11 protein-coding genes are annotated in these 14,695 nt (G+C 66.0%); 5 read left to right on the forward strand and 6 right to left on the reverse strand.

Annotation, left to right across the window (positions count from 1 at the left end; all coding sequences use genetic code 11):
- Positions 1-345: helix-turn-helix domain-containing protein (locus tag FMM79_RS09190; protein WP_148627151.1), on the reverse strand; the 345-nt coding region annotated here is incomplete at its 3' end.
- A 430-nt stretch (positions 346-775) separates the two neighbouring features.
- Between FMM79_RS09190 and FMM79_RS09195 the strand changes: the two genes are divergently transcribed.
- On the forward strand, positions 776-1,837 hold the full coding sequence (locus FMM79_RS09195) for a VacJ family lipoprotein (protein WP_148627212.1): 1,062 nt from the start codon (positions 776-778) through the stop codon (positions 1,835-1,837).
- 444 nt (positions 1,838-2,281) lie between these two features.
- On the opposite strand, the gene FMM79_RS09200 is transcribed toward FMM79_RS09195, so the two are convergent.
- Complete coding sequence (locus FMM79_RS09200) at positions 2,282-3,634, reverse strand: LLM class flavin-dependent oxidoreductase (protein ID WP_148627213.1); 1,353 nt, start codon at positions 3,632-3,634, stop codon at positions 2,282-2,284.
- Positions 3,635-3,864: 230 nt separating this feature from the next.
- On the opposite strand from FMM79_RS09200, the gene FMM79_RS09205 reads away from it, so the two are divergent.
- From FMM79_RS09205 to FMM79_RS09220, 4 genes are read left to right on the forward strand one after another with little or no spacing between them, the layout of a single operon-like run.
- A complete protein-coding gene (locus FMM79_RS09205) occupies positions 3,865-5,037 on the forward strand; it encodes a M24 family metallopeptidase (RefSeq protein WP_148627214.1) in 1,173 nt (390 codons plus the stop codon).
- Positions 5,027-6,376: an MFS transporter gene (locus FMM79_RS09210; protein WP_162528469.1), complete on the forward strand. Its 1,350-nt coding sequence runs from the start codon at positions 5,027-5,029 to the stop codon at positions 6,374-6,376. Before FMM79_RS09205 ends, FMM79_RS09210 begins: the two co-directional genes overlap by 11 nt.
- Positions 6,377-6,396: 20 nt before the next feature.
- Positions 6,397-7,767 carry an LLM class flavin-dependent oxidoreductase gene (locus FMM79_RS09215; RefSeq protein ID WP_148627216.1) on the forward strand — a complete coding sequence of 457 codons (1,371 nt, stop codon included), beginning with the start codon at positions 6,397-6,399 and terminating at the stop codon, positions 7,765-7,767.
- Between the two features lie 42 nt (positions 7,768-7,809).
- Positions 7,810-8,766 (forward strand): alpha/beta fold hydrolase, encoded by a 957-nt coding sequence (locus FMM79_RS09220; RefSeq protein WP_148627217.1) that lies wholly within the window; start codon positions 7,810-7,812, stop codon positions 8,764-8,766.
- Between the two features lie 140 nt (positions 8,767-8,906).
- Here the strand turns inward: FMM79_RS09220 and FMM79_RS09225 are convergent, their stop codons facing one another.
- The 4 genes from FMM79_RS09225 to FMM79_RS09240 form a co-directional block, all read right to left on the reverse strand.
- Positions 8,907-9,800 (reverse strand): LysR family transcriptional regulator, encoded by an 894-nt coding sequence (locus FMM79_RS09225; RefSeq protein WP_148627218.1) that lies wholly within the window; start codon positions 9,798-9,800, stop codon positions 8,907-8,909.
- Positions 9,801-9,830: 30 nt separating this feature from the next.
- On the reverse strand, positions 9,831-10,667 hold the full coding sequence (locus FMM79_RS09230; protein ID WP_148627219.1) for an alpha/beta fold hydrolase: 837 nt from the start codon (positions 10,665-10,667) through the stop codon (positions 9,831-9,833).
- Entirely contained in the window at positions 10,664-11,995 is a 1,332-nt protein-coding gene (locus FMM79_RS09235) for an MFS transporter (RefSeq protein ID WP_162528470.1), read from the reverse strand. The genes FMM79_RS09230 and FMM79_RS09235 overlap by 4 nt, the downstream gene beginning before the upstream one ends.
- 162 nt (positions 11,996-12,157) lie before the next feature.
- A complete protein-coding gene (locus FMM79_RS09240; protein ID WP_148627221.1) occupies positions 12,158-14,611 on the reverse strand; it encodes a TonB-dependent receptor in 2,454 nt (817 codons plus the stop codon).
- Between the last annotated feature and the right edge of the window lie 84 nt (positions 14,612-14,695).

A 14,695-nucleotide genomic window follows, 5' to 3' on the forward strand; every position in this document is an offset into this window, starting at 1 on the left:
CGCCCGCACCGTCCAATGGGTGGCCTCATGGCTGGGTGGTTCCAGCGTCAGCGCAACGACCTTGTCGACCAAAGCCGCATCGAGAGGCGCGATCCCCGGAGGTCGGGTCTTGTCGCGCAGCAGCCCATCCACGCCTTCGGCCATGTACCGTTCCTGCCAGCGCCACACGCACGGCTTGGATTTGCCAGTCGCCTCCATGATCGCCTGCGTTCCTAGCCCTTGAGCCGTCAGCAGAATGATCCGCGCCCGCCAAACATGCTTTTGAGGAGAACTACGCGCTGCGACAATCGCTTCGAGCCGCTTGGTGTCCGGTCCTGTAACCTCAATCTGGATGCCCGTTCGCATGCGCCATCTTCGCATGTCCCCCCGTTCAAGGGAATCCCGAAAACGGAATCATCTGTTCCGATCAATCCACTAGGTGTATTTCGTATCGGGAACTGGACTTATGGCATCAATCTGCAATCGGTGCTGCCCCTTAACTGTGTGTGCACTTGAAAAGATTGCGCGGGGCGAGCGGCAAGACGGGAGGCGCAAGTTACAAGGTTGCCGCGCGCACCTTACTGGGCCATTGGCCTGTGTTGCGTGAAATCGACAGACCGTGCCGGGAACGTCGTCTCACTTGACCCGGGCAATTGACGAAAGGTGTCTTCACGCATAGCCGGGTAGGCACTTCCCCCATGTGTGCTACGCTTCTCCCTACCTGAAGCCGTAGCCTGATTATCCGGCCCATCGCTTTGCGAATGCGGGCATGTGCCGCCAGACAAGGACAATACCCATGAGCCTGACGGCCGCTGCCGCCGCGTTGATGATCGGCTCCGCCATCCCCCAGGCGGTCGCGCAGGGTCCCGAGGACACCGCTGTCCCGGCCGCGCAGGAGGCTTCGCCGCAAGCCGGCCAGACACCTCTCACCACGCCCGAGACGGTGGGAGTCGAAACTCCCGCAGATGATGTCGAAACGGCCGATCAGAGCCTGCAGGGGTCGGAAATCATCGTGACCCGCCGGCCCGGAGCGCCTCCGGGCGATCCGCTCGAGGCGATCAACGAAACCTCGTTCGAGGTCGTGCAGTCGGTCGACAAGGCGGTCGTCGAGCCGGTCGCCAAGGCCTACAACAAGGGCATCCCGCATCCGGTGCGCGAAGGCCTGCGCAATGTCTTCTCCAACCTCCAGGAGCCGGTGGTCTTCGCGGCCTACATGCTCCAGCTCAAGCCGGGCAAGGCGCTGGAGACGGCCGGGCGCTTCCTCATCAATTCGACGCTGGGCCTCGCAGGGATCATCGACGTGGCCAAGGGCAAGCCCTTCAACCTGCCTTACCGGCCCAATGGGGTTGCCAACGTGCTGGGCTACTATGGCGTGGGGCCGGGGCCCTACATGTACCTGCCGATCATCGGCCCGACGACAGTGCGCGACCTCATCGGCGATTCAATCGACCGGCTGGCCTCGCCCGCGATGCTGGGCAAGCCCTTCACCAAGCCCGAAGTGGCGATCCCGATGATCACGCTGGCGCAGCTGGGCGAACGCGCCGCCTTTGACGACGAGATCAACCGCATCCGCGACACCGACAACCCCTATGCGACCTACCGCGAGCTTTACCTGCGCCAGCGCGAGGCCGAGATCGAGGCGTTGCACGGGCGGATCACGCCCGATGTCGTGCCGGTCTACGGCCGCATGATGCCGACTGCCGGGAGCGAGCCCCAGGACACCCCCGAACTGATCCAGACCCCCGAGGTGCCCGAGCCTGCCGCGCCCGCGGCCATTGCAGCGCCCGAGGAGCCGACGATCCGCTATGTCTCGGAGCCGGTCGTGCAGCCGCTGCCTGAAGGGGCCGGTGCAAGGTAAAAGGCTATACCTAAGGGCGATGGCCCCTTGTATCCTCACTTCATCCCCTGGGCGTCCTCGGCGACGGCCCATGTCGCCCAGCTAGAGCGTGGCGCGCAAACAGGTCATTCTCTGCATTATCAACTTTTCCGCGCTATTTAAGGAGGTAGCGTCGGAGCGGTGTGGCAGGCAGGGGGGATGACCGTTTCGGGCCACTTGTGTGATCGGCGCGCGCATCGATGTCCTGAATTGGACAAAATAACGTCGTGGGTCTGTCGTGGAGTTCGCTTCGCAATTTCGGGCTTATGGGCGGCATTGGCGACACGGCCGTGCCTGAATGCGGTTCGCGGCGCCTTCTCAGGATCAGGGGCCGCGCTGGTGGCGAAAAAGTTCCCACTCGGGCCGGAGAGTAATCTGCATTTTGTGTAGCGCAAACTGCGCGCAGGAGGTGCGGAGCTTTGCCCTCTAGAAGATCTCCGGCGCCATGCGGCTGTGCGGATCGCGCGTGAAGCTGTTCTCCGGTACGGCCAGCCCCAGGTTCTCGCGCAAGCTCGATCCCTCGTAGGCCTGGCGGAAGTGTCCGCGCTCCTGGAGGATGGGCACGACCTCGTCGACGAAGTCGCTGAGCCCTGTGGGAAGGACCGGGGGGGATATGACGAAGCCGTCGGCCGCGCCCTCGCGCTCCCAGGCAATCAGGGTCTCGGCAATGTCACAGGCGGTGCCCACGACGCTGTGGCTGGTGCGTCCCCCGGCCACGCGGCGAGCCAGTTCACGCAAGGAGAGCGGCTCGCGCGCGGCGAGCTCGAGGACCCGGTCGCGGGTGGAGTTCTGCCCGGCAAGCGCGGCCTCGGGGAGTGGGGGAAGCGGGCCATCGGGATCGTGGCCGGACAGATCGATGTTGCCGAGCAGGGCCTCCAGCTTGGAGAGCGCCACCTGCGTCGGGATGAGCGTGTCGAGCTCGCGCTGGAGGTCCAGCGCTTCGGCGCGGCTGGCGCCCAGGATCGGGGTGATCGCGGGCATGACCTTGAGGCTTTCGGCGCTGCGTCCGAATTCGGCGAGCTGCGCGTGCATAGCGCAGCGGAAGGCCTTGGCAGTGGCGATGGTGGGGTGCGAGGTGAAGATCACCTCGGCATGCCCGGCGGCGAAGCGCTGTCCGGTCGCCGAGGCGCCGGCCTGGACCAGCACGGGATGGCCCTGGGGGCTGCGCGGCACGGTCAGCGGGCCAGCCACGCGGAAGTGTTCGCCTGCGTGGTTCACCGCCGAAATGCGGGCCGGGTCGGTGCAACGCCCGCTGTCCTTGTCGGCAAGGTAGGCGCCCTCCTCCCAGCTGTCCCATAACCGGCGGGCAACCGCGACGAATTCCTCGGCCCGCGCATAGCGTTCGGAATGGCCCATATGTGCTTCGCGGCCGTAGTTGTGCGCCTCGTTTTCCATGGTGGAGGTGACAATGTTCCAGCCTGCGCGCCCTTTGGACAAGTGGTCGAGCGAGGCGAAACGGCGCGCCAGGTCATAGGGCTGGCTATAGGTGGTCGAGGCCGTGCCGATGAGGCCGATCGTGTCCGTCGCCGCCGCGATGGTCGAGAGGACGGCAAGCGGATCGAGCTTGGGGCTTTCCGTGCCCGCGAAGATCTCCGCGCTCTTGACCGGGTGATAGCCCACGTAATCGGCAAGGAATACGCCATCGAACAGGCCGCGCTCGGCGGTCTGTCCCAGTTCACGGAAATAGTCGATGTCGCACAGTGCCCGCTCGGCCGCACGGGGATGGCGCCAGCCAGCGATATGTCCGCCGGTCTGCATCAGGAAGGCGAGCAGTTTCATCGTCGAGTATCCCAAAAATCGCGAAAGTGACCGAAAGTGAAAGGGCGCTGCGCGAAAGGGCCGGTCGAACCTGCGGCAGGGCCTGCGTCGGCATTCCAACAAGCACGGACACGCAAGCGATGCCAATCAGGAATCCATGGAGGCGATAAGCGTATTTGATTTCGATCAATGGCAGGGGCTTGGTACCCCTTGGCTCTCGATTTTCGTGCCTTGTGGAGCCCGACCTGCCGATGTTGATAAACCGCCCCCGCGCCGACACGCTGATGGACTCTGACGGCATCGACGTGGTTGTGGCGTCCACGCCCATCAACACCTTCTATCTTTCAAGCTGGGCGACCGATGCCAGCTGGGGCTTTGGCGATCTGGCGCTGGCGATCCTGCCGCGCGACCATGCGCGCGACGCCGCGGTACTGACGGTGGAGGTCGACATGGGGCAGCCCCAGCAGGGGCAGGGCACCTGGATGGCAGTGCGCGGCTATGCGCGCAAGCCCGGTATTGGCGCGGGCGGCGTGCAAGGGGTGCTGAGCGCCGAAGGACTGCCCCAGAACCACCAGGAGGCGGTCGCGCAGTACTTGCGCGAGATGGGTCTCGACCGGGCGCGCGTTGCCTTCGAGGACCGGGGCCTTGGCCTCGACGTCCAGGCGCTGCTGGGCGGTACGATCGAGGTTTGCCCGGCGCGCGATCTCCTGCGGGACATGCGCATGGTCAAGACCCCGGCCGAGATGGCCCGCATGCGCGCGGCGGCTCGCAAGACCGAGCTGGCGCTGGAAGTCGCCGCGGAGGCGGTGGCCGCAGGGGCCTCGTGCGCGGAAGCGGAACGCGTCTTCTGGTCGGCTGCCGCGCTGGCCGGAGGGCGCCCGGTGTTTCTTCTCATCACCCCCTACCGCCCCGCCTTCGGGCGCTTGCCCAAGAACGCGCCGCTGTTGCCGGGCGACATGGTGACCTTCGATGCCACCGCCGAGTTCGACCACTACACCAGCGACATCGGGCGCACAGCGGTGATCGGTGAACCCAATCCCGAACAGCTCAAGCGCTACAATGCGACCCGGCTGGGCTGGCGTGCGTCGCTGCCCCATTTTCGCCCCGGCGCGCTTTCGACCGACGTCGAGAAGGCGGTCGTCGAATGCATCAAGGACCATGGCAATTCCGACTTCAAGGCAGCGGGGCTCCATTCAGTGGGCCTGGAACACACCGACCACCCGCATCCGGGAGGGGGCATGCACGCCTTCGAACTGGTCGACAACATGGTGCTGAGCTGTGACCTGCCCTGGATCGGGCCGGGGATCGGCAAGTTCCATTTCGAGGACATCATCTACCTCGACGGCGAGCGGGTCGAGATCCTGAACGATGCCGACGGGCGCCTGCTGGCCTGCATCGACGGGCGGACCGTGCGTGTCGACTGAGGCCTTCCCAACGGTGCCGGAAAGCGCCTATCCGCCGCTGCGGCGCAGCCTTTTTCCGATGCTGCTCCTGTTCCTGGCTGCCAACTTCTACAGTATCGACAAGGCGATCGTCGGCGTGCTGGCCGAGCCGATCAAGGCGGACCTGGGTATCGACGATATCCAGATGGGTCTCCTCATGGGGCTGGCCTATTCGCTGCTGAGCGGGATCTGCGGCCTGTGGCTGGGCTCGCTGATCGACGCCAGGGTGCGCAAGAACGTGCTGGGCTGGGCGATAATCGTCTGGAGTGTCTCTACAGCGCTGGGCGGGCTTGCTCCCAACTTCGAGGCCTTCTTCGTCCTGCGCGCCCTCGTCGGCCTGGGCGAAGCGGCGGTCGCGCCCGCCGCGCTTTCTCTCATTGCCGATATGTTTCCCCCGGCCCGACGCGGTCGTGCGATCAGCGCCTACCTCATCGGCGCGACCATCGGCACGGCGTTGTCCTCGGTTATTCCTGGCTACATTGTCGCGGCGGATCTGCACGTGTCCGTGCCTGGGTTTGGGGAACTGGTCCCCTGGCGCACGGCTTTTCTCCTGTGCGGGTTGGTCGGCCCGGTGGTGGGCCTGCTCTTCTTCGCGGTGCATGAGCCGGCACGCCGGGGCCACGCCGTCGTTTCGGCCAAGCCTTCGCGCGCCGCTGAGAAACTGGCCTATCTGTGGCGCCAGCGCGCTGTCGTCGTACCCCTCTTTTCGGGGTTCTGCCTTTACTATGTCGCCTTCGTGGGCGTGAGCGCGTGGACCGCGCCGCTGCTCATGCGCACGTTTGCGCTCACCCTCCCTGAGATCGCGAACTTGCTGGGCCTGGGCATGCTCATCGCCGGACTGGGCGGCTATTTCCTGGGTGGGCTCATTGCGGATTCGCGTCTCGGCGCTGGCAAAGGCGGGCGCATCCTGGTCATGGCCGCGCTTCCTGTCCTTGCGCTGCCTGCGGGCGTTGCCGGACTGGCGTCGGGGCTTGTCCCGGCCATCGTGTGTCTCGCCGCCATCAGCCTTGCGACGCCCATGCTCAATGTCGCAATGAACGCCACCGTGCAGGAGATCGCGCCCAACGACATGCGCGGTTTTTCCTATGCACTGCTCAGTGTCGTTGCCGCGCTTCCGGCAGGCGCAGGCGGGCCGTTTCTGATCGCCTTCGTCTCGCAGAGCGTGCTGGGCGATGAGGCGCGCATTGCGGCCTCCTTTGCCATCGTCGTTCTGCCCGCGCTTGCGCTGGCGAGCCTGTGCTTCCTGCTTGCCTGGCGCGCCTACGCCCGGGCTGAACCCGACAGCGAACTGGCGCGCGTCATCCGCGCCAGCCACGCCTGACCGATCCGGAGAACCTGCTCATGTCCGAAACACAGCGCCAGATGATCCTGGCGACCTTCATCCACAACAGCGGCGCGCATCCAGGCGGCTGGCGCTGGCCGGGCGCGCCTGCGGTCGACCAGCACGACTTTGCACATTACGCGCACCTCGCCCAGACCGCCGAGCGCGGCAAGATGCACTGCTATTTTTCGGGCGACAGTGTCGGTTTTCCCTCGATCTCGGGTAAGGAGGCCTTTGCCGCGACGGACTATGCGGGCAAGCTGGAGCCGACCACGCTCTTGGGCGCGCTGGCGGTGGTGACGCAGAACATCGGCCTCATTGCGACGGCCTCAACCACCTACAACGAGCCCTACAACATCGCACGCCGCTACGCCTCGCTCGATCACCTGTCGAAGGGGCGCGCGGGCTGGAACGTGGTGACCTCGGCCAGCGATGGCGAGGCGCGCAATTTTGGGCGCGATGCGAACATGGATCATGCCGGGCGCTATGCGCGCGCGGAGGAATTCGTCGATGTCGTGAAGAACCTGTGGGACAGCTGGGAAGACGGCGCGCTGCTGCGCGACCGGGCAAATGCGCGCTACTTCGATCCCGACAAGGTCCACGAACTCGCGCACGAGGGCGAGTTCTTCAAGGTGGCCGGGCCTCTCAACGTCGCGCGTCCGCCGCAGGGGCACCCGATCATCGTCCAGGCAGGCGGATCGGAGGCGGGCCGTGCGCTCGCTGCGCGCACCGCCGATCTCATCTTCACCGCCGCCCGTTCGCTCGAGGTGGCGCGTGAATTCTACACCGACATGAAACGGCGGGCCGCCCTCTTCGGGCGCAACCCCGATCACGTAAAGGTGATCCCGTCTGTCCAGTTCCTCGTACGCTCCACCGAAGAAGAGGCGCGCCGCGCAGAGGCCGAGCTGCTCGACCTCGTGCCCGAGGCGCTGGCGCTGCGCACGCTCTCGCTCCAGCTGGGCGTCGACCTTTCGCATCTCTCGCCTGATGATTGCCTGCCCGAGATCCCGGAGACAAACGGGGGCAAGTGGGTGCAGGAATCGATCATGCGTATGGCTCGCGAGGAGGACCTGCCGATCGGCGTGCTGGCACGCCGCGTGGTGGTCTCGCGCGCGAGCTTCTCGTTTGCGGGCACACCGGAGCAGGTGGCGGACCTGTGCGAGGACTGGTTCCACAAGAGGGGCGCGGACGGCTTTTCGCTTTCGCCCAACTACCTGCCGGGCGGGCTGGAAGACTTCGTTGACGAGGTCATTCCGATCCTGCAGCGCCGGGGGCTGTTCCGCACCGAGTACGAAGGCGGGACCTTGCGGGAGAACCTGGGGCTGCCGGTGCCGGAAAACGCCTTCGTGGCCGATCCTGCGCTGGGCCGAGAGCCACGCATGTGGGCCTGATGGCCCTTCGAAGGATGCATTTCAAAGGGGAGTGAAGCAGCCATGATCAGCCGTCGAAACTTGGGCCGGGGCGCAGGCCTTCTGGCCGCCGTATCTGCGCTTGCCGGAACCCGCGCCGTGTCCGCCGCGACGGGCGCGGCCGCCGCGCGGGCAACACCAGACCTGCCGTTCCCGGGGGAGTGGACGCGCACGGGCACCTTGCGCCGCGCTGGCGGCGTCCTGCATTACGCGGTGTTGGGCGAGGCCGTGCCGGGTGTTCCGCCGGTGGTCCTGCTGCACAAGCTGGGCGGCTGGCTGTCGGACTGGCGCCATGTCGCCCCGCTGCTCGCCAAAGGCCGCCAGGTCATCGCCTTCGACCTTCCCGGCCATGGCGGCTCGCGCTGGGACGGCGCGCCGCCCTATATCCAGACGTTGGGTGAGACCGCCGCGCTTCTCGTGGGGGCGTTCGACGAGATGGGTTTCGACACGGTCGACCTCATCGGCACGTCGCTGGGTGGGTGCCTGGCCGTGCCGCTCGCCGCGTTCTGGCCCGAGCGGGTGCGCTCGCTCGCGCTGGTTTCCTGCGCGCTGGGCTCCAAGCGCTCGCTCGAGCAGATCCACGCCATTGTCGATGAAGGTCAGAAGGACCTCTTCGATGCCAACGGCGACCCGGTGCCCACGCCGCCCGAACTGCTGACGCAGATCTTCGGAATTGTGAACACAGGGTCGATCAACCGCGAAGGCATCCTCAGCCGCAAGGCCGCCGGGCACTGGATCCAGCCGAGCGAACGCGGCGTTGCGATCACCGACATCGAGGGCACCATACCGCGTATCCCGGTGCCCACGCTCATGGTCTACGGCGAATTCGACAAGGCCTACATCAAGTTCCGCGCCACGGCCGAGGCCGCGCTGCAGGATGGGCGGACCGAGGTGGTCGAGAAGGCCGGCGCGTTCGTCATGCAGGACAACCCGGAAGGAACCGCGCGGGTGCTGGAGGGCTTCCTGTCCACGTTCCGCTAGGAAGGATTTTTCAAGGGGCCACATCGCCCCTTGACCCCGGAATTGGCGACCTCAGGGCTCTCGCGCTACCGTGGCCGAGAATGGTGAGGTCGCCGGTTTGGGGAGCCCGAGAGCGTTAGCCCTCGGATATCTCTTTTTTCCTAACCCTCGCAGGACCGGCGGATCACGGCCTTGAGCTGGCGCACCATACGGGTTTCGTAGCGGTCCTTCAGGGTTACGAAGCCGAAGGCGGGGGCGGGAATAGCCGATCCGCCCACCCTGCGCAGCGCGCCGTCTTCCAGTTCGCTTTCCACCGCGTCGCAGCCGATCATCCCCAGCATCCCGCCATCGAGGATCAGTGAGCGGTGCAGGGCTGCGGAGGAGACGCGCACCGTGCGGCAATCCGGATGGTAGCCGAAGCGGACCATGGCGTCGGCAAATTCGCTCGTCTCGAAGGGGTCGAGCGTGTCGTATGCGCTCAGTTGCGACCACACGAAGCTGCGCGGATCGGCACCGCTTGCCTCATCGAAGACGGGATGGTCGGCGCGTGCGACGATGGCGTAGTCTCGGCGGAACAGCGGTTCGAAGTCGAAGGCCTTGTCCTCAAAATCGGGGGGGAGGCCGCAGAAGGCGAAATCCAGATCGCCTGCCGAGAGGCGTTCGAGGAGCTGCGTGGTGTAGCCATCGCGCACGCGCAGGTCGACCGGCACGCTCTGTTCGATGAAGGCGCGCAGCGTCTGGGTCAGCCATTCCGAGACGAGGATCGGATGCAGGCCCATGGCGATGCGGGGATGACGGTGGGCCTCGGTCAACTCGGCGACGATGCGGCGCTCCTCGGCCAGCATCAGGCGCGCGCGGCGCACCAGCTTCTCGCACATGTCGGTGGGGCGCACGCCCGAGGGGCCGCGCTCGAAGAGGGTGGTGTTGAATTCCTCCTCAAGCTGCTTGATCGAAAGAGTGAGGGCGGGCTGCGTGATCCCGATCTCCTTGGATGCCTTGCGCAGGCTGCCGCTTTCGTAGATCGCGATCATGCGCTTGAGCTGGATCAGGTTCACGCGTTCGGGGCCCTTTCGGTCAGGTGAGCATCAGGGATCGAGGAAGCCGGTGATCGTTTCCACAACGCGTGTCGTTTCCAGCTTGAGCACTCCATGGGCGACGCCGGGTATATCAACGCGCTGGCCGTTCGCAAAGAGAGGCGACGTGCGCCGGGTGATTTCCCACAGGTCGTCCTCGGGGTTCATCACCAAGACCGGCTGGCTGACCTTGGCCATCGCGCCCAGGAAGTCGTAGCGGTAGACCGCGATGTAGCCCCAGGGCATGCGCGATCCCAGTCGCAGGCATTCGGCCATGCTGACGTGGCGGTCCTCCCAGGTGATGCGTGGGTCCGAGAGGGTGCCGATGATGGACCAGAGCTTCTCGACATGGGCAAGGTCTGCGCCGGGCTCGGGAAAGGCCCCGCGCAGGTTCGCGAGCTTGGTCTGGCGGATATCCTCGGGGTAGGCGGCCAGGCCGAAGACGACCACCCGGCGCACGCGCTCGGGGCGGCTTTGTGCGAGTTCGGTGGCGACGAGCGATCCGGTGTGAAAGCCCATGACATCGTAGCTCTGCGTATCGGCGGGCAGCACGCCGTCCTGGGCCAGCCGGGCCATGAAGGCATCGGCGGTGGCCGCGTAGTCCTCGATCGTGGAGGGGGCATCGGGTCCGTCGCTCATGCCGTAGCCGGGCGTGTCGAGCGCGATGACGGTGCGGCCCTTTGCCAGCGGCGCCATGATCGGAAGCCAGTCGGCCGAGTGCGAGGGGGTCTGGTGCAGGCACAGGAGCGGCGGGCCGCTTTCCTCTGTGTCCGGACCGCCATAAGGGGCGATGCGGTAGTGCAGCTGGCCGAAAGGGCCAGGCGCGTAGGCACGCGTGATCGTGCTCATGCGAGGGTCTCCTGTTCGCGGGCAATGGCGGAAGCAGCCGTGAAGGCAAGGAGTGCCGAGAGGCCGAGAGCCACGGTACCTACGATGGCCATTGACCAGCCCACCTGGGAAGGGTCGGCAAAGACATTCTCGGTCAGTCCGGCCACGGCAATGGGGCCGAGTGAGGCGCCGATCAGCGTCATCACGAAGGCATAGAGCGCGACCGCGAAGCCGCGCAGCGAGGGTGGGGCGATTTCGGAGAGGATGGCGAGCATGGCCGTGCCGTAGATCGCCATGACGCCCATGATCGCGCCCAGCAGCAGCGTCGCCAGCGTGACGTTTCCGGCAAGAACGGGAAGCGCGGAAGGGATGGCGAGCAGGGTCAGCGTTGCAGCGAGGCGCATACGCAGCGCGGCCCCGCCACGCGCGCCTACCTTGTCGACTACGATGCCCGCAAGCGCAGCGCCACAGACCGCCCAGACGATCTGCCCGGTGCCAAGGCTTTGCCCGGCCGTGGCGATGTCTAGGCCGTACTGGCGTGTGAGGAACACCGCGCCCCACATCGTCGACACCGATCCGCCGACCGCGAAGAGGGCGACAGCACCATAGTAGCACACGAAGATACGCGCGCGGCCCGCCATCGCGCGAAGCCCCTCGGCAAAGGAAAGCGTGCCCACTTTTCCCTGGCCCACAGGTGTGTCGGAGCGCCGGGGCGGCTCGCGCAACGCGAGCAGAAGCAGCAGGATGACCGCGCCGCTCGCCCCGACCAGTATGAAGGTGAGGCGCCAGGGGGCAAGCTCTCCGATGAGGGGCAGGCCCGCAAAGGCCCCGCGCGGCGCAGCCTCGAGGATGAGCCCGCTGATCAGCGAGCCCAGGCCATAGGCGATCATGCTGCCAAAGACGTAGAGCGCCATGGGGCGTCCGCGCCGCTCAGGGGGGAAGATATCGCCGATCATGGTGACCGCACAAGGGCCGAGGACCGCTTCGCCCACGCCGATGAACAGGCGCGAGGCGAACATCGCGCCGAAGCCTTCGGCAAGGCCGCCCGCGATGGTGGCCAGGCTCCATACGACGATGCCGGCGATAAGCAGCTTGCGGCGGTTGACCCTGTCGGCGACGGCGCCGAGCGGCAGGCCCACGGTCACGTAGAAGATCGAGAAGGCAAAGCCCTGGAGAAGCGCGATCTGCATCTCGGAAATGCCGAGATCGGCGCGGACGGGGTCGACGACGAGCGCGAGCATGCCGCGGTCGATGGTCGAAATGACCTGGGCCAGGAACAGCGTGGCAACGGTGATCCAGGCCAGAAGCGGGCCGGTGGGCGCAGTTCCCTCCCGGTCGGGCATGTGCATGGCGATTTCCCCTTGGGGCGCGAGTATAGGCGGGCGGGTCGCGGGGCCTTCGGGCGCGGGCCGGTTATCCGGGGAACGGTCACGCGGCCGGGGGCAAACCGCTTGAAAATGGCAAAAAAGCCGTGGCGGGCGGCCCATTGGAGACGCCCGCCACGTGAGGGGTCAGAAGTTGACCGTGCTGCGCAGGCCGAAGGTGCGCAGTTCGCGAAGGGCCACCGCGACACCGGCGTTGGTCGACAGGTACTGGAACGTGCTGTCCAGCAGCGCGAAGTCGATCGCGTTGGGATAGGCCTTGTTGTTGAACAGGTTGGTCACGAAGCCTTCGAGACGGAAGCTGTCGTTGCCAAAGCCCAGACGCACGTTGACCTGGGTCATGTCGGGCGTCTTGGTCAGGTTCGAGGCGTTGGTGTAGATGCCCGACTTGTAGGTGAAGTCGGCGCGCGCGAAGGCTTCCACGTCCTCGCCCACGGGGCGGCGGTAATCGACCGAGGCCGAGGCCGAGTAGCGTGAGGCGAGCGGGTTGTGCTTGCCGCTGAAGTCGGTGATGCCGGTGAGGCCGGTTACCGTCGGCGCGGTCAGCTCCTGGATGTCGCTGTCGTTGTACGAGCCGTTCGCGCCCAGCGTCAGGTGCTCATCAAGGGCGAACGAGAGTTCGGCCTCAAGCCCGTACATCTTGACCTTGCCGGTGTTGAGCTGGGCCTGCAGGTTGTAGACCTGATTGTTGGCCGGGTCGATCAGATTGATGACGTTGGCGTTGAGCTGATTGTCCCAGATACCGTACCACGCCGCGAGCGAATAGCGCAGGCGGTTGCCGAAAAGGCGGCCCTTTGCACCGATCTCGAAGTTGTCGAGGGTCTCGGGCTCGACCGCCACGCGCAGGCCCGCATCGGCGGCAAGCTGCTGCGCCTGCGCGCTGAGGTTGGACAGGAAGACGGTGTTGAAGGCCGCCGGGTTCACGCCGCGCGAGTAGGAGGCATAGACCATCATCTCGGGCGTGACGTCGTAGTTGACGATCACGCGCGGCGTGAAGTTGCGGTAGGTCTCCTTGGCGAGCAGCGAACCGCCCTCGTAGAAGCCTTCGGGGGCAAAGGCGTCGGACGCGATAGTGATGCCGGTCGGCTGGGCGTAGGCGTACATCGTGTCGATCTGGTAGCGCCCGTCGAAGTTGATCGAAAGCTCGGGCGTGATCTCGTAGCCCAAGCCGAAGAAGGCGCCGAAGGTGCGGTTGCGGGTCTTGCCGCTCACGATCGAGAAGCGCGTGGTGCCAAGCCCGCCTGGGCTGCCGCCGCCCGCGCCGTGGTAGGTCGCGTTGAGGTAGCTGCCGCCGACAGTCGCGGTGAACGGGCCACCGTCATCGTAGCTGGCGCGCAGTTCCTGCGAGAAGTCCTTCAGCACGGCTTCAACGAGGTAGGGGTAGTCGTAGAAATCACGCGCGCCCGGATCGTTCGACGAATTGGGGATCGTGGTGTTGTAGTAAAGGTCGAGGTCGGAAAGCTGGCTGCGGCGCTCGTTGTTGTAGCCCGTCAGCGAGGAGAGCGTGATGCCGCTGCCCACGTCCCAGTCGAGCGCCATATGCAGGTGGTAGAAGCGCGCCAGGAGGCCGTAGCCGTCCGGGCCGTTCTTGGGATCGATCACGCGCCCTTGCGGATTGGCAAGGAAGTCCTGAATGTAGGGCGTGTCGACGGTGTTGGTCGAGGGCGTACCTGCCGGAAGGCCGGGCAGGGTGCCGCAGAAGTAGCGGTTCGTGCCAATGGCGCAGTTCGAGCTGTCGGGCACGATCACCGCGCCGCTGGGATCGCGCAGTTCGTAGGCCGAGAGGAAGCCGGTCGCGTTGGGGCCATCGTCGTTCTCGGAGATGAGGCCGAAGACCTTGGCGGTGAAGTTGGGGGCGGGCGTGAATTCAACGGCGAGCGTGCCTGCACGGGTGCGCTGGTCGCCCAGCATCTGGCCCGGAACGCCCTGGTTCTCCCACGAGCCGCCGCGCGCGGTTTCCTGGACGCTTGCGCGGAAGCCGACGAGGCCCTCGATCAGCGGACCGCCGATGGAGGCCTTGAGCTCGTGGTTGTCGCGTGTGCCGATCATGCCGGTGACGCTGGCTTCGAGGTAATCGGGCGCGGTCTTGGTGACGACGTTGACGGCGCCGGCAAAGGTCTGGCGGCCGAAGTAGGCGCTCTGCGGACCCTTAAGGACTTCGATGCGCTCGGGGCTGGCGATGGTCTGCAGGCCCGTGGAGCTGGAGATCGGCACGCCGTCGATGAACATCGAGGTGGTCTGGATGAGCGAACTGGACGGCGTGAAGCCGCGCACGATGATCTGCTGGAACGAGCGGTCGTTACGGCCCGACGAGCTGGTCACGATCTTGAGGCTGGGGGTGTAGTCGGAGAGGTCGTTGATTGACTGAATGCCGCGCGCTTCGATCGCTTCAGAGGTGAGCGCGGTGACCGAGATCGGGGTCTTGAGGATGTCTTCGCCGCGCTTGCGGGCGGTCACCAGGATCTCATCGCTTGGAGCGCTGGCTGCGCTCTGGGCCTGGGCTGTGCCCGAGGCGAGCGCGAGATAGACGAAAGGCACAGAAGACAGAAGGAGTGCCCGGCGGGCCCCCAGAATGCTGGTCATGCTTGATTCCCCATTTTCGCCGTGTCGGTACGTGTACGCCTGCCCCTCGGGCGGGCGGCCGCTCCGGCACGATCCCTGTTATTC

The organism is Novosphingobium sp. BW1, assembly GCF_008107685.1.
Lineage (GTDB): Bacteria > Pseudomonadota > Alphaproteobacteria > Sphingomonadales > Sphingomonadaceae > Novosphingobium.